The organism is Methylobacterium sp. Leaf399 (assembly GCF_001424525.1).
Classification (GTDB): domain Bacteria; phylum Pseudomonadota; class Alphaproteobacteria; order Rhizobiales; family Beijerinckiaceae; genus Methylobacterium.
This window is the reverse complement of record NZ_LMQK01000001.1, coordinates 134,391-149,438: the sequence shown is the minus strand read 5'-3', so window position 1 is coordinate 149,438 and position 15,048 is coordinate 134,391. Positions and strand designations below refer to the sequence as shown.

Annotated in this window: 16 protein-coding genes; 7 read left to right on the top strand and 9 right to left on the bottom strand. The window is 71.9% G+C overall.

The features are described from left to right. Positions 1-52: 52 nt before the first annotated feature. The 6 genes from ASG40_RS00720 to ASG40_RS00695 all read right to left on the bottom strand — a co-directional run bounded on the left by ASG40_RS00720 (position 53) and on the right by ASG40_RS00695 (position 6,524). Positions 53-349, bottom strand: a complete 297-nt coding sequence (locus ASG40_RS00720) for a hypothetical protein (protein WP_055878948.1) — start codon at positions 347-349, stop codon at positions 53-55. 217 nt (positions 350-566) lie between these two features. Then, on the bottom strand, positions 567-2,165 hold the full coding sequence (locus ASG40_RS00715; protein ID WP_055878945.1) for a peptide ABC transporter substrate-binding protein: 1,599 nt from the start codon (positions 2,163-2,165) through the stop codon (positions 567-569). A 13-nt stretch (positions 2,166-2,178) separates the two neighbouring features. Further along, positions 2,179-2,613 carry a GlcG/HbpS family heme-binding protein gene (locus ASG40_RS00710; protein ID WP_055878941.1) on the bottom strand — a complete coding sequence of 145 codons (435 nt, stop codon included), beginning with the start codon at positions 2,611-2,613 and terminating at the stop codon, positions 2,179-2,181. Positions 2,614-2,693: 80 nt separating this feature from the next. Then, positions 2,694-3,704, bottom strand: a complete 1,011-nt coding sequence (locus tag ASG40_RS00705; RefSeq protein ID WP_055878937.1) for an alpha/beta fold hydrolase — start codon at positions 3,702-3,704, stop codon at positions 2,694-2,696. A gap of 250 nt (positions 3,705-3,954) precedes the next feature. Continuing rightward, positions 3,955-5,826: an ABC-F family ATP-binding cassette domain-containing protein gene (locus ASG40_RS00700; RefSeq protein ID WP_055878934.1), complete on the bottom strand. Its 1,872-nt coding sequence runs from the start codon at positions 5,824-5,826 to the stop codon at positions 3,955-3,957. Between the two features lie 128 nt (positions 5,827-5,954). Continuing rightward, a complete protein-coding gene (locus ASG40_RS00695; protein WP_156387490.1) occupies positions 5,955-6,524 on the bottom strand; it encodes a BA14K family protein in 570 nt (189 codons plus the stop codon). A gap of 312 nt (positions 6,525-6,836) precedes the next feature. Between ASG40_RS00695 and ASG40_RS00690 the strand changes: the two genes are divergently transcribed. The 4 genes from ASG40_RS00690 to ASG40_RS00675 are packed head-to-tail and all read left to right on the top strand — an operon-like array spanning position 6,837 to position 10,315. Next, complete coding sequence (locus ASG40_RS00690; protein ID WP_055881017.1) at positions 6,837-7,529, top strand: Crp/Fnr family transcriptional regulator; 693 nt, start codon at positions 6,837-6,839, stop codon at positions 7,527-7,529. 13 nt (positions 7,530-7,542) lie between these two features. Continuing rightward, positions 7,543-8,631 carry an ABC transporter ATP-binding protein gene (locus ASG40_RS00685; protein WP_055878925.1) on the top strand — a complete coding sequence of 363 codons (1,089 nt, stop codon included), beginning with the start codon at positions 7,543-7,545 and terminating at the stop codon, positions 8,629-8,631. Beyond that, positions 8,628-9,533: an ABC transporter permease gene (locus tag ASG40_RS00680; RefSeq protein ID WP_055878922.1), complete on the top strand. Its 906-nt coding sequence runs from the start codon at positions 8,628-8,630 to the stop codon at positions 9,531-9,533. The genes ASG40_RS00685 and ASG40_RS00680 overlap by 4 nt, the downstream gene beginning before the upstream one ends. After that, entirely contained in the window at positions 9,530-10,315 is a 786-nt protein-coding gene (locus ASG40_RS00675; protein ID WP_055878919.1) for an ABC transporter permease, read from the top strand. The genes ASG40_RS00680 and ASG40_RS00675 overlap by 4 nt, the downstream gene beginning before the upstream one ends. Here the strand turns inward: ASG40_RS00675 and ASG40_RS00670 are convergent. Beyond that, positions 10,303-12,222 carry an AsmA family protein gene (locus ASG40_RS00670; RefSeq protein ID WP_055878916.1) on the bottom strand — a complete coding sequence of 640 codons (1,920 nt, stop codon included), beginning with the start codon at positions 12,220-12,222 and terminating at the stop codon, positions 10,303-10,305. The genes ASG40_RS00675 and ASG40_RS00670 overlap by 13 nt on opposite strands. 201 nt (positions 12,223-12,423) lie before the next feature. Continuing rightward, on the bottom strand, positions 12,424-12,588 hold the full coding sequence (locus tag ASG40_RS20910; RefSeq protein ID WP_156387489.1) for a hypothetical protein: 165 nt from the start codon (positions 12,586-12,588) through the stop codon (positions 12,424-12,426). A gap of 64 nt (positions 12,589-12,652) precedes the next feature. Between ASG40_RS20910 and ASG40_RS00665 the strand changes: the two genes are divergently transcribed. The 3 genes from ASG40_RS00665 (at position 12,653) to ASG40_RS00655 (ending at position 13,681) form a co-directional block, all read left to right on the top strand. After that, entirely contained in the window at positions 12,653-12,895 is a 243-nt protein-coding gene (locus ASG40_RS00665) for a hypothetical protein (protein ID WP_244475726.1), read from the top strand. 63 nt (positions 12,896-12,958) lie between these two features. Continuing rightward, positions 12,959-13,198 carry a DUF2188 domain-containing protein gene (locus ASG40_RS00660; RefSeq protein WP_055878913.1) on the top strand — a complete coding sequence of 80 codons (240 nt, stop codon included), beginning with the start codon at positions 12,959-12,961 and terminating at the stop codon, positions 13,196-13,198. 162 nt (positions 13,199-13,360) lie between these two features. Beyond that, positions 13,361-13,681 (top strand): YnfA family protein, encoded by a 321-nt coding sequence (locus ASG40_RS00655; protein WP_055878909.1) that lies wholly within the window; start codon positions 13,361-13,363, stop codon positions 13,679-13,681. 29 nt (positions 13,682-13,710) lie between these two features. Here ASG40_RS00655 and ASG40_RS00650 read toward each other — a convergent pair whose 3' ends face one another. Continuing rightward, positions 13,711-15,003, bottom strand: a complete 1,293-nt coding sequence (locus ASG40_RS00650; protein WP_055878907.1) for a GGDEF domain-containing protein — start codon at positions 15,001-15,003, stop codon at positions 13,711-13,713. Positions 15,004-15,048 lie beyond the last annotated feature (45 nt).

Here is a 15,048-nt window from a genome sequence, read left to right as displayed (position 1 = left end):
CCGCCCGTCATCCACGACGACGGGCGGCGGTGAGCCTCTGGAAGGTCTGGCCCTACTCGCAGACGCGCACGCGGCGCACGACGCTGTAGCCGTCGGCGTCGATGAAGCGGCGCTTGGCGGTGTAGCAATCGTCTTCGTCCTCGACGGAGACGTAGGCGGGTGCGGCGGAGGCGGCGAGGGCCCCGAGCACGACGGTGCCGGCGATGCCCGCGGCCACGGCGCCCGGCCAGTAGCCGGTCTTGACCTTGTAACCCGCGGCCTGGCCGGGGGCGGACGACGCGATCAGCGATGCGCCCAGAACGGCGGCGGTGGCGACGACGATGGCGGCCCGACGAACGATACCCTGCATGACATCCTCCTCAAGACTGGTCCGGATCCATTCGCGTCCGGCCATGACCAGACGTTGCGGCAAGAAAAATCAGTCTTCGGTGCGCGACAGCACGACAATTTCTTCATGAGTCCGTGCAGGACGAGGTTTGACCCGAAGGCGCGTGTCGCAACGCACGATCCCGTCGTCCGGCGATGGTGGTCGCCTTTCTTCGATCCCGAGGACCGCGAACGGTTCGTCACGCCTTCAGGGTGAGGAACCGCGTCGGGGCGACGTTGCGCAGGTTCGGGTGGTGGCCCGACAGCCGGGGCGAGATCAGCGCCTTGGCGCGGGTATGCATCACCGGGATCCAGGGCAGCTCGTCGAGCAGGATGGCCTCGGCCCGCACCAGGATCTCGGCGCGCCGGGCCAGGTCGCGCTCGGCCGCCGCCTGCCGCATCAGGTCGTCGAAGGCCGGGTTGGCGTAGCGTCCGCAGTTGAAGCCGAGGTTGTCCGCCTGCAGCAGGAACAGGAAGTTCTGCGGGTCCGAGTAATCGGCGATCCACGACATCCGCGCCACGTCGAAGTCGCCGCCGTCGCGCAGGTGGGCGAAATGGGTCTTGGCGTCGGTGTAGACGAACCGGGTCTCGACCCCGATGGCCCGCCACATGTCGGCGATGGCGATGGCGGTGTTGCGGTTGTTGTCGGTGGTGTTGAAACGGTATTCGACGCGCAGGGGCCGCTCGGGGCCGAACCCGGCGCCGGCCAGGAGCGCGCGGGCCTCGTCCTCGCGGTCGATGGGCAGGGCGTCGCGACCGGGGAGCTGCGGCGGCGGCCTCGCGTTGTCGAGGCCGGGCGGGCACAGCGAATAGGCCGGGGCCATGGTCCGGCCCCAGACGACCTCGCTCAGGAACTCGCGGTCGATGACCAGCGACAGGGCCCGGCGTACCCGCACGTCGTCGAAGGGCGCCTTGCGGCCGTTGAACGCCAGGGCATAGAGGCCGAGCGCCGGGCCGAGCACGACCTGGTTCCCGAAGCGACGCTCCAGGGAAGCGATCTGGTCGCCGGGCAGGTCGGCCAGCGAATCGATCTCGCCGGCCGCATAGCGGCGCACGGCGCTGGCGAGGTCCGGGGTCGGCACGAAGGCGACGGCGGGAATCGCCACGGTGGCGGCGGCGTGGTGGTGCGGGTTGCGCACCAGGGTGATGCGGTCGTTGGGCACGACCTCGGACAGGCGGTAGGCGCCGTTGGAGACGAGGTTGCCGGGCTTGGTGAAGGCATCCCCGAACCGCAGGACGGAGGGCGGATGCACCGGCAGGGCGGTCTGGTGGGTCAGGAGTTCGAGGACGTAGGGGGTCGGCCGCTCCAGGGTGACGACGAGGGTGCGTTCGTCGGGGGCGCCGACGCCGAGCGCCTCGGGCGGGGCGCTGCCGTCGTTGACCGCGCCGGCGTTGCGGATCGGCGCCAGGACCTCGGCGTATTTGGCGGCGGTGGCCGGGGCCATGATCCGGCGCAGCGCGAAGACGAAGTCGCCCGCGGTCACGGCGTCGCCGTTCGACCAGCGCCCGTCCTCACGCAGGATGAATGTGTAGGTGAGGCCGTCCGGGGAGACGCTCCAGCGGGTGGCCGCGCCCGGAACGATGGCGCCGTAATTGTCGTAGGTGAGCAGCCCGTCGAACAGGTCGCGCAGGATGTGGGCTTCCGCCACCGTCGAGGAGCGATGCGGGTCGAGGGTCTCGGGGTCCGCGTCGTTGCCGCGCCGGTAGAGCGCGGTCGCCGCGGCCGCTCCCTGCCCGAGCACGGCTCCGGCCAGCAGGGCGCCGCCCCCCGTCAGGCAGTGGCGGCGGTGGAGCGGCATCCGGCCGGCTGCGTCAGGCGCCGGTCTGGGCCGAAAAGCCCGCCGCCTCGATGCCGGCCAGCGCGCAGACCTCGTCGTTGTCGGAGGTGTCGCCCGAGATGCCGACCGCACCCACGAGCACGTCGCCCTGGCGGATCAGCACGCCGCCCGGCACCGGCACCATCGCGGCCGGGCCGACGAGGTGGCTGACGGCGGCCACGAAATACGCCTGTTCCTCGGCGCGCTTGGCGATGGCGCGTCCACCGAGCCCGAGCGCCAGGCAGCCGTTGGCCTTGCCCATGGCGATCTCGGCCCGGCGCAGGGATGTGCCGTCCTCGGCGGCAAACGCCTTGAGCGCCCCGCGGGCGTCGTAGACCGCCACGGCCAGGGGCTTGAGGCCGCGCTCGCGGGCGGTGGCGAGGGCGGTGGCGACGATGGCCTGGGCGGCGGCGAGGGTGAGGTCGGTCATGGGGACTCCGGTGCCGACCGCCGGTCACGCGGCGGTCGCGCCGAGGAATAGTACGGCCGCGGGGCGGGAGCCAGCGGCCCTCAGCCGCCGAGCCCGGCCAGGAAGGCGTCGTAGCGCGCGGTCACGTCGGCGAGCCGCTCGAAATGCGGGAACGCGCCTGTGGGCAGCACGGCCACCGTCCAGTTCGGCTTGGCCCGCACGTCGTCGACGTGGCGGTAGTCGACGAAGTCGCCCCGGGTGCCGTGGACCATCCAGACCGGCCGCTCGAGGCGGGCGTAGACCCGGGTGATGTCGGCGGGAAACAGGTGGCCGGAGAGGAACGAGAACGGGGCGTGCTCGGCGCCGGGCTGGTGGGCCGAGGCCTGGTCGTATGCGAACAGGCCCTCGTCGATGTCTGTCGACCCCCAGGTCTTCTCCAGGAAGAAGCGCATGCTCGGCCGGCTCACGAGGAGGTCGTAGAGGGGCCGGCCCCAGAGCGGCTGCGCGACGATCGAGCGGGCGGTGTCGCTGCCGCGGGTGGATTGGTCCGGCCCCGAGCCCGACAACCGCGCGTCGAAGCCGGTCGGGCTCACCAGGCCGAGGCTGCGGTAGTCCTGCGGGCGCTCGACGGCGGCGCGGGCGAGGTATTCGGCCGAGAGCGACAGCGCCACGGCGTCGACCGCACCCCCGCCGTGGCGGGCGCGGATCGCCTCGACCATGGCATGGATCGCATCGGTCATCAGCCTTGGCGTGTAGGTGCGGTCGCTGCGCTCCGAGAACCCGAACCCCGGCAGGTCGATCGCGTAGACCGGCCGGCGCGTCCGGTAGTGCATGTAGAGCGGGCGGACCTCGTAGGCGTTGGCGGCGGCGTTGATCGAGTGGACCAGGAGAAGCGGCACGCCCGCCGTCTCGTCGGTGCGGTAGTAGCTCAGGCGGCCGGCGGGGCTGTCGATCTCGTCGCGCGGACCCGGCAGGGCCGGCGGCAGCGCCACGGCACGGTCGAGCGCGAGGTGGCTGTAGGCGATCCATCCGCCGGCCGCGACCAGGGGGGCGAGGGCGAGCCCGATACCGAGGCGTCGCTTCGACAGGGTCCGGCGGCGTGGTGTCGTCATGGTGTCGTCCCGGAGGAATGGTCAGCACCGGCAACGTGGGTGGGGGCGGAATGTTGCCGCGCTGCCCCCTGCGGGACGATCGCCACTGGAGTGTGCGGCGCGGCTCTCCTCCGCTTGCGGGAATCAGCGGGGGTGGGGGTGGCGGGGTGAGCCCGTATCGCGCCAGGCGCAACCGACCCCTGCCGATCGCCGCAACGGGGAGGGGATCGCGTTCGGCTCGAACACGCCGACGGCACGAGCCGGCGAGCCATCACCCCTCGCCTTCGATCTCCGCGCTCAGGCCGAGCCATTCCTCCTCCGCGGCTTCAAGGGCCACCGCGGCATCAGACCTCATCTTCATCAGTTCCGCCGCCTTGGCGGGATTGGCCTGGAAGGCCGAGCCGTCGGAGAGGGCCGCGTCGATCTTGGCCATCGCGTCGGAGAGCTTCGTCATCCGCGCCTCGACGCCGTCGAGCTTCTTGCGCAGGGGAGCGAGCGCGCTGCGGCGTTCGGCGTTGGAGCGGCGCTCCTGCGCCTTGGCGCCGCCGGCCGGTTCGGCGGCGGCCTTGTCGGCCTCGCGCTCGGGGCCGGAGAGGACGAAGCGTCGGTAGTCGTCCATGTCGCCGTCGAAGGCCTTCACGCTGCCGTCGGCCACGAGCCAGAGCCGGTCGGCGCAGGCCTCCACCAGGAAGCGGTCGTGGCTCACCAGGATGACCGCGCCCTCGTAGTCGTTGATCGCCGCCACCAGGGCCTGGCGGCTCTCGATGTCGAGGTGGTTGGTGGGCTCGTCGAGGATGAGGAGGTGCGGACCGTTGAAGGCGGCCAGCCCCATCAGGAGCCGGGCCTTCTCGCCGCCCGAGAGCTGCGACACCGGCGTCTCGGACTTGGGTCCCGAGAAGCCGAGGCGGGCGGCCGCGGCGCGGGCCTTGGCTTCGGGCACGTCCGGCATCAGGTCGCGGACATGGGCGTAGGCGCTCTCGGCCGGGCGCAGCTCGTCGAGCTGGTGCTGGGCGAAATAGGCGACCTCCATCTTCGAGGACCGCTTCATCTCGCCGCTCAAGGGAGCCATGCGCCCGCCGATGAGCTTGCAGAAGGTCGACTTGCCGTTGCCGTTGGCGCCGAGCAGGGCGACCCGGTCGTCGGGGGCCAGCGACAGGTTGAGGCCCGAGAGCACGATGCGGTCGGCGTAGCCCGCCTGCACCCGCTCCATCGCCACAATGGGGGGCGAGAGCGGCCGCTCCGGGCTCGGCAAGCGGAAGACGGGCACGTCGTCCTCGATCACCGAGGCGATGATCTCCATCTTGGCGAGGCGCTTGACGCGGGACTGGGCCTGGCGGGCCTTGGTCGCCTTGGCCTTGAAGCGGTCGACGAAGCTCTGGAGATGGGCGCGCTCGGCGTCCTGCTTCACCTTGGCCTTGGCCTGCAGCACCCTCTTCTCGGCCACCTGCCGCGCGAAGGAGGTGTAGCCGCCGCGGTAGATCGCGAGCTTGCCGCGGTCGAGGTGGAGGATGTGGTCGACGCACTCGTCGAGCAGATCGCGGTCGTGGCTGATGATGACGGCGGTGCGCGGATAGCGCTCCAGGTAGTCGTAGAGCCAGATCGTGCCCTCGATGTCGAGGTAGTTGGTCGGCTCGTCGAGCAGCAGCAGGTCGGGCTCGGAGAACAGCACCGCGGCCAGCGCCACGCGCATCCGCCAGCCGCCGGAGAAATCCGCGCACGGCCGGCCCTGCGCGACGGCGTCGAAGCCGAGGCCGTGCAGGATGGCGGCGGCGCGGGCGGGCGCCGAATGCGCCTCGATGTCCACGAGGCGGGTCTCGATCTCGGCGCGGCGCAGGCCGTCGGCGTGCTCGGCCTCCGCCATCAGGCGGGTACGCTCGGTATCGGCCGCGAGGACGACGGAATGGAGCGTCTCGGGCCCGGCCGGCGCCTCCTGGGCCACGGCGCCGATGCGCATGCCCTTGGGCATCGAGACGGTGCCGCCCTCGGTGGGCAGTTCTCCCAGGATCGCCTTGAACAGCGTGGTCTTGCCGGCGCCGTTGCGGCCCACGAGCCCGACGCGAGCCCGGTCGGGGATCGAGAAGGTGGCGCCGTCGAGGATCAGGCGCTCGCCGATGCGATAGGTGAGGTCGTTGACGCGCAGCATGGCGCGCTTGTGCGGTGGCGGCCCGTGCGAGGCAAGCCCGCCGAAGTTCGAGACCCCCGGCAGGATCGTGGGCCCGGCCCGGTGGGCCCCGCAGCGCGCGGGACCCCTCCGGACCGGATCGATTCGCTCTAGGGACAGGCGTGACGCAGGCCGTCATTGCCGAGATAGGTGCCGGAGGCCCGGTCGTAGGAGCGGAAACGCTGGACGCAATAGGCGACCGTATTGCGCGGATCCTCGGATTGCACCTCGTAGACCGGTTGCACCCCGTACCCGTAGCCCGGCTGGACCTGATAGCCGTATCCGTAACCGGGCTGTGCCCCGTATCCGTAGCCGTATCCCGGCTGTCCGCCGTAGCCGTAGTAGCCGCCACCCGACTGGCTGGCGATCGCACCGCCGAGCAATGCGCCCGCGGCGAGACCGCCGATCACGGCGCTGCCGCCGATCCCGCCACGGCGATAGCCACCGCCGCCGAAGCCGCGTCCCGCGAAGCCGCGGCCGCCCGCGAATCCGCGTCCTCCTCCAAATCCGCGTCCGCCGCCGAAGCCCCGGCCAGCGCCGATGCCGCCGCCGGCAAAGCCACCGCGTCCACCGCGAAACTGCATGTATCCGATCGGCGCGCCGCTGCGCTGCAGGGCGTCGAAGGTTGGCCGTGCGGAGACTTCGGCCGCCGAAGCCGGCGCGGGTGCGGTCAGGAGCATGGCGGAGGCAAGACCTCCCGCGATGAGCGACGGTAGAATAACCTTGGCCATGGCGAATTCCATTTCTCGAAAAGAGGCCCGGAGCAGGGATCTACTTTTGGGGCGATGGAACTCAACGCGCTCGGCCGGACGGTGTTCATCGCCTCATCGCGGAAAGATCGACACGGGCGAGGCGGCGCGGGTCGGTCCGGTCCGAGGGGTCGTCGCGTCGTCCCGACGGCATCCACCTCTATCCGCCGGCCCGGTGCCCATCCGGCTTGACCCGCCCGGGCGAGGGCTTAACGATCGGTCCGGCAACGGAAGGTGGACGACGTGAGTGCAGGGCGGCTGACCGGGATCCCGTTCTTCAAGGAGCCGGGGATCGAACTGTCGGCCTACGAGACCCGTTGTCATTGGCGCAAGTTCGACGAGAACGAGGTTCTGGTCGACTACGACGATGTCTCCACCGACGTCTATTTCATCATCGCCGGCGAGGTCCGGATCCTCAACCGGTCGCAGTCCGGCAAGGAAGTCATCCTCGGCGAGATGCGCGGCGGTGCCTTCTTCGGCGAGTTGGCCGCGCTCGACGGCATCGGCCGCTCGGCCAACGTCACCGCGCTCACCCGCGGCGAGGTCTGCGTGGTCCCGGCCCCGGTCTTCCGGCAGATGGTGTTCGCCTCCGAGCCGATCGCCGACCGCCTGTTCCGGCTGCTGGCCAAGCGCGTGCGCGAACTGAACACCCGGCTGATGGAGCACGCGCTCCTCGACCTGCGCCACCGCCTCTATGCCGAATTGCTGCGCCTCTCGGTGCCGCGCGCGGGCAGCGACGGCGCCCGCGTGGTCACGCCGCCGCCCTACCATCACGTGCTCGCCGCCCGCATCGGGTGCCGTCGCGAGCAGGTGACCCGCGAGTTCACGGTCATGGCCGCCGACGGGCTCATCGACCGCACCCGCGGCGCCCTCGTGATCCGCAGGCCCGACCTGCTGGAGGCCCGCGTCGCCGAGGCGTTGCGCGAGGATTCCTGATCGGCCGGGGCCCGTGACCGTGCCGACCCCGACCCTGTTGCGCATCGCCGGCCTGACGAAGCGGTTCGGCGCCTTCACGGCGGTGGACGACGTCTCCCTCGATCTGGCGCCCGGCGAGTTCGTGTGTCTGCTTGGCCCCTCGGGCTGCGGCAAGAGCACGTTGCTGCGCCTCGTCGCCGGCTTCGAGGCGCCGACCTCCGGCACGATCCACCTGGGCGCAGACGACCTTGCCGCCCTGCCGGCGCACCGGCGGCCGGTGAACATGATGTTCCAGTCCTATGCCCTGTTTCCCCACCTCAGCGTCAGCCGCAACGTCGGCTACGGGCTGAAAGGCCTCGGGCTCGGGCGCGGCGCCGTCGCCGAGCGGATCGCCAGGCTCCTGCGCCTCGTGCGCCTCGAGGGCTTCGAGGCGCGCCTGCCCGAGACCCTCTCGGGCGGCCAGCGCCAGCGGGTGGCCCTGGCCCGTGCGCTCGCCCGCGAACCCAGGGTGCTGCTCCTCGACGAGCCCCTCGGCGCCCTAGACCGCGCCTTGCGCGAGGAGACGCAAGGGGAGTTGCGCGCGCTGCAGCGCCGGCTCGGCACGAGTTTCGTCGTCGTCACCCATGATGCCGGCGAGGCCATGACCATGGCCGACCGCATCGGGGTGATGCAGGGCGGCCGCCTCGTGCAGATCGGGACACCGGCGGACCTCTACGAACGGCCGGCGGACCGCTTCGTCGCCGCGCTCCTGGGCGACGTGAACCTCGTCGACGGGCGCATCGCCGGCAGGGGGGAGGGCGCTCACCGCGTCGAGGCCGGCTTCGGGCCCTTCGACGTCGCGACCTCGGACCGGGCCTGGGCCGAGGGCGAGGCCGTCGTCGTGGCCCTTCGTCCGGAGCGGATCGATCTGTCCCGGATCGATTTGGCCCAAGCCGATCCGGCGACGCGCCTGTCCGGGACGGTGGCGGACCGGACCTACCTCGGCGACCGCATCCGCTACGGCGTGCGGCTGTCGGACGGCACCCTCATCCGCGTGATGCGCCCGGCGGCATCCGCGTTCGTCCCCGGGGACACGGTGGCCGTGGACATCGATCCGCGCGCCGCCGCGATATTGCCGCCATGACGCCGCGGCCGCGCCTCCTCCGGTTGCTGCCGGTGCTGCCGTTCCTGTGGCTCGGCGCGTTCTTCCTGCTGCCCGTCCTGATCACCCTCAAGATCAGCCTGTCGGAGCCGGCCACCGCGCAGCCGCCCTACCTGCCCGTGCTCGATTGGAGCACCGGACCCCAGGGCTGGGCCCATTTCCTCGAGGCCCTGGATTTCGCCAACTACGAGACTTTGGCCAACGACAGCCTCTACCGCGATGCCGCCCTGTCGTCGCTGTCCCTGGCGGCGCTGGCCACGCTGATCCTCGCCCTCGTCGGCACGCCCATCGCCCATGCCATGGCGCGTGCTCCGGCGAAGGTTCAGCCGGTCCTCGTCGCCCTGGTGATCGTGCCGTTCTGGACGAGCTTCCTCATCCGCATCTACGCCTGGATCGCGATCCTGAAGCCCGAGGGGCTCCTGAGCGCCGGCCTCATGCGCCTCGGGCTCGTCGACCGGCCGCTGGAGATCCTGGGGACGCAGGCGGCGGTGCTGGTCGGGCTGACCTACGCCTACCTGCCGTTCCTGGTGCTGCCGCTCTACGCGGTGATGGCCAAGGCCGATCCGCGCCTGCGGGAAGCCGCCGCCGATCTCGGGGCCTCGCCGACGCGGGTGTTCTGGACGGTGACGCTGCCGCTCGCCCGGCACGGGCTCGTGGCCGGGGCACTCCTGTGCTTCATCCCGATGGTGGGCGAGTTCATCGTCCCCGACCTGCTCGGCGGGTCGGACACGCTCATGCTCGGGCGGGTCCTGTGGAGCGAGTTCTTCTCCAACCGCGACTGGCCGCTGGCCTCGGCGGTGGCGATCCTGCTCCTCGTCATCGTGGTCGGACCCATCGTCGTGTTTCGCGAGGCGGAGACCCGGCGCGGCGAGGCGGCGCGATGAGCGCTATCTCCAAAGGCGCGTTGATCCTGGGCTTCGCCTTCCTCTACGCGCCCATCGCGGTGCTGGTGGTCTATTCCTTCAACGCCTCGGCGCTGGTGACCGTGTGGGGCGGGTTCTCGACGCGGTGGTACGGGGTCCTCCTGTCCGACGGGCCGGTCATGGCGGCCGCCCTGGTGTCCCTGCGCGTGGCGCTCGCCTCCGCCCTGATCGCGACCGTCATGGGCACCCTGGCCGCCCTCGCCCTAACGCGCAGCGGCCGCTTCCCCGGCCGCGCGCTCTTCACCGGCCTCGTCCATGCCCCGATGGTGATGCCGGAGGTGATCGCGGGCCTGGCGCTGCTGCTCCTGTTCGTCGGGCTCGGGCTCGACCGGGGCATCGCCACCATCGTCATCGCCCATGCGACCCTCGCCACCGGCTTCGTCGCGGTCGTGGTCGGCGCCCGGCTGAAGGGCCTCGATCCGTCCCTGGAGGAGGCGGCGCGGGATCTCGGCGCCGGTCCGGTCAGGGTGTTCCTCACGGTGACGCTGCCGCTGGCGGCCCCGGCCCTGGCCGCAGGCTTCCTCCTCGCCTTCACGCTGTCGCTGGACGACCTCGTCGTGGCGAGCTTCGTCTCGGGACCGGGCGCGACGACCCTGCCGATGCGGCTCTACAGCCAGATCCGCCTCGGGGTGAATCCGGAGATCAACGCGGCCTCGACGCTGCTGATCGGGGTGGTGACGGTGGTCGCGCTCACCGCCAGCCGGCTGATGGGACGCGATGCGCGTCCCGGTCAGGGCGCATAGGAGCGGGCGGTGGCCGGAAGGGCGGCCTTGGCCGGCAACCGCAGGAGGTCGGGTTTCATGACCGCCAGCCCGCGCGGGCCGGCCTCGGACGCATCGGCGAGCAGCGCGCGCACGACGATGGCGTCCCAGGGGCCGGTGATCCCGAACTGCCGGAGTGGAACCTCGGTCTCGGCCGGCGACAATCCCGCCCGGATGTCGAGGTGGCGCCGGTCGAGCGAGATCGTCCCGGCGAGGGAGGCGGCGACGGTCGGGGCGGCCAGCCGGCCCTGCGTGACGGTGCCCTGTCCGTCCTTGAAGCGCAGGGTGACGGCGGCGCTGGAGAAATCGGTGCGCCCGATCCGCTGCTGCGGCGATCCGGCCGCCGCGTCCGCCGGGCGCTGCAGGAGGGCGCCGAGATCGAGCCCGCTGATCGTCCCGCCCTCGACGGCGAGGCCCGCGCGGCCGTTGGCATTGGCCACGAGGTCGCCCATCGTCGCCGCGCGGCTGTCCATGGCGAAGCTGCCCTTGGCGGGGCCGACGAGCCACCGCTCCTCGCCGAAGGCGGTGAGGAGCGCGCCGAGATCGACCCCCTCGAACGCGCCCTGGGCCTTCACCTCCGTGCCCCGGTCTTCCCCCGCATCGCCGAGCACGACGCGGCCCTTGAGCGTGCCACCCTGGAGATTGGCGCGCCCGAGCGACGCCTCGACGTTGCCGGAGCGGACGATGAGACCGGCGGCGACGTCCTCCACCAGGAGCGGCCCGACCCGCGTCTCGGCGGCCGAGAGCCTCAGGTCGAGGTCGCCCATCGTCGCCGCAGCCAGCGACAGGGAGCGCCCCGTCCACTCCGAGGCGGGCCGGGCATCGCCCTCGATGCCGAAGGCGGTGGCGAGATCGCGCACCAGCGGCGCGATGTTGAGGGTCTCGGCGGCGAGGGTCGCCTGGATCGCGGGACGCCCCCCGGCAAGCGCGAGCGACCCGGCGCCCTCGAGGCGGTTTCCACCCATCTCCACCCGCAGGCGCGGCAGGATCAGCGTTCCGGCTTCGGTGGTGAAATCGCTCTCGACGACCAACGCATCGAGGAGGGGAGCGAGGGCGACCGTGACGCCGCTCCAATCCAGCATTTCCGGCAGGGACTGGCTGGCGAGCCGCAGGTGGCCCGAGACGGCGTAACGCGCACCCAGGGCGACGCTGCCCTTCGCGTCGAAGGTGGCGGCGGGCCAGGACGCGGTCGCGGCAAAGCGGCTGACACGTCCATCGAGCAGGGCCGGCAGGTCGAGGCCCGACAGGCGCAGCTGGGCGTCCCGCTCCCGCCAGATGCCGCGGGCGACGATCTCGGCGCGGGTTCCCCAAAACGGCGAGGTGAGGCCCAAGGTCACGTCGCTCACCGTCTGGATCGCGCCGTCGCGTGGATCGCGCACCGTCACCGTGGCGCGGGTCAGGCCGAGCCGAAGGGGGCGGGACTCCGCCTCGCTGCCGAAACGCCGGACGATCCTCTCCATTGGACCGTGCCAGCGGTCGTCCGTCTCCGACAGGGGCAGGGTCACGGCGGCGCCGTCGAGGGAGACCGCGTCGAGGTCGATGCGCCCCATGGCCAGGGCGACGAGGCTGAGCTGGAGGCTCAACTGGCCGCCCTCGGCCAGGATCGCCCCATCCGGACCGCCGGCGGTCAGGCGCGTGCCGGAGACGTTGAGGCGCGGAAACGGGAGGAGCGCGATCTCGGTGGGGCCGTCGGCCGTCAGCGCGATGCCGTAGGACCGCGCCAGATCGTCAGCGACCATCGCGAGCAGGCGAGGCGAGGTCACGCTCCAGGGCAGGCAGGCCGCGACCACACCGGCGCCGAGGGCTGCGACCGCGAGGACGCGCGCACCGGTCCCGGTCCGCGTGCGGACGGGCTCGATGAGCTCTGGCGACGAGGGGCGCGGCGACATTTCGCTCCGGGAGGAGGGACGGTCCCAGGGGGTGTCCCGACGTCGGCCGCGACCGTGCGGACACGACCTTCCTTACCGGCTCGCACCCGCTTTGTCTCCACGCCGGTCCCGCCCGGGCGCGCCGGGCCGGGGAAAGCCCTGTCGAGCGCTGCCGGAGGGCCGTGTTTCGGCGCCGGCACGCACCACTCGGCCGGCCGGCCCCTAGCGCCGCGGCGGCTCCGCCTCCATCTGACGCGATGCGAAATTCGAGGCGAACGGGTTGGTCGGAGTACCCGAGCCGAGGGTCCGCTCGCGGGACGAGCCGCAGCCGGCCAGGGGCACGGCGAGAGTCGACAGGACGAGGACGACGATGGCGCGGATCAGCATGACGGTCCTAAAGGATGGGCGACGCGGGATGTCGCCCGCAGCTCCTTAGCGAGGAAGAGGCCTCATGAAACCCCGTGATCTGGAACCCCATCATTTCGAGGAGGACGGTCACCGCTTCGCGGTCGCCTTCGAGCGCTCGCCCGACGGCTGGATCTGCCGGCTGCGACGCGAGAGCGACGGGACGGTCCAGGTCCTGGCCTTCCCCGATGGGCCCGGTTTCGACCCGGACGACGTGCGCGATTCGCTGATCGCCGGCTGCCGGGCGGCGGTCGCCACCCTCGGCTGGGCCGGTACGACGCGGCACTGAAGCGGAACTCCCGCACGGCCCGGTCCGTTCGCCGTCATATCCTCGTACACGGGAACCGAACCGATGACGGACGTCACCTATCACATCGTCGAGCACGACGGCGGCTACGCCTACAAGGTCGGGGACGTGTTCTCCGAGACGTTCCCGAGCCGCGACGAAGCCCTCCAGGCCGCCCAGGCGGCGGCCGCCGAGCAGCAGGTCCCCGGCTCCACCGAGGGCATCCGTTACCAGGACGGCAGCGGCGCCTGGCACGACGAGACCGCGCGCGGCGACGACCGGCCGCGGGCCAAGGTCACCGAATAGGTCTCGACCTCCCCCCGGACATCGACCTGCCGGTGTCCGGGGGGCACCCTTCGCGGGTGGCGAGGCGAGCCTGCGGCCCAAGGCTGTGACGGCAGGGTCGAAAAGGGATACCGCCGCCGGGGGGCCTGGCTATGCGGGTGCCCGCGGTTGGGGAGCCCCGTCATGACGGCGATCATCTTCGTGGGGGCGGCGCTCGCCGAGATCGCCGGGTGCTTCGCGTTCTGGGCGTGGCTGCGCCTCGATCGCTCCGCGCTCTGGCTGCTGCCGGGGCTCGCCGCGCTGGCGCTGTTCGCGCTGCTGCTGACGCGGGTCGAGAGCGAGGCCGCGGGCCGGGCCTATGCCGCCTACGGCGGCGTCTACGTCGCCGCGTCCCTGGCCTGGCTATGGGCCGTCGAGGGGCGCCAGCCCGACCGGTGGGATCTGTCGGGGGGAGCGATCTGCCTTCTGGGCACCGCGGTGATCCTGTTCGGACCGCGGCACTGACGACCACCGCGTCTTCCGGAGAATACCCGTCAGGCCGCCGGCATCACGGCCGGGTCGTCGCGCCGGCGCGGGCCGGCCGGGGACTGGATGCGGTTGCGCCCCGCTTCCTTGGCGGCATAGAGGGCGAGGTCGGCCGCCTCGACCAGGGCGGCCTCGGAGGCCGCCTGGCTGCTGATCGCGACGCCGAGGCTGACGGTGACGCGGCCGAGGCCGTCCTTGCGGGCCGCGTGCGGCACCGCCAGGTCCTCGACGCCGCGGCGGAGCGCTTCGGCGACCTCGAGGGCCTGCGCCAGGGTCCGGCCCGGCAGCAGGACGGCGAATTCCTCGCCGCCATAGCGGGCCGCGACGTCGGACGGGCCGGTGGCGTGACGGGCGAGGATGGCGGCGATCGCCCGCAGGCAGTCGTCGCCCGCGCTGTGACCGTAGCGGTCGTTGAAGAGCTTGAAGTGGTCGACATCGAGCAGGATCAACGCGAAGCGGCGACCTTCCAGGGCGCCCTGCCAGAGGTCGCCCATGCTGCGCGCGAACCGTCGACGGTTGGCGAGCCCCGTGAGGGAATCGGTGGTGGATAGGCGTGCGAGCATCGTGTTGTCTTCGGCCAGGCGCCTGCCGCGCAGCGTCTCGCGCAGGGTCAGGAGATAGTCGCGCCGGTTCGCGGCCTCGGTCCGCCGGGCGGCCATGAGCGTGAAGTTCATCATGACGAGGAGGTCGATCACGATGACGAGCCCGAGCTCGATCGGGATGTCGGACTTCGTCAGCACCACCGTCGTCGCCAGGACGGCGGTGACCGCGGAGACGATACAGGCCCAGGAGAAGCGCAGCGGCAGCACGTTGCTGCCGAACACGATGCTCAGCATGATCTCGGCCGTGCACAGATAGATGCGCGGCCCGCCCTCCAGGGCCATCAGCAGGATCGGGACGCCGTTGGCGCCCACCATGGCCCCGGCGCACAGCATCTCGCGCAGGCCGCCTCCCACCCGGCTCGACGCCCAGTAGACGAACAGGCCGACCGGCGTGACCACGGCGGCCCTCAGGACCAGGTTGAGCACCCACCAATCCGGCAGCGTGACGAGCCCGGTCAGGTTGTAGATGTTGAACACCAGGATGCCGATGAAGACGGCGTACCGGATCTGGCGGATGCGGTCCTGGCGGGTGTCGGCCTCGAAACGGGCCTCGAGGACCGGACCGAAGCTGTCGAGGAAGCGGCCCGAGCGCAGGCAGCGGTCGGCCGCATCGAGCAGCACCGCATCCAGGGTCGCCGAATCGTTGGCGGCGGCGGGGCCTCCCGCCGGCCGTTCGGTCTGGCCAGAGCCGTATGGCACGCCGTCACCTCGTCTCGCGTTCGGCCGCGGGAGGCGGGAGCCTGG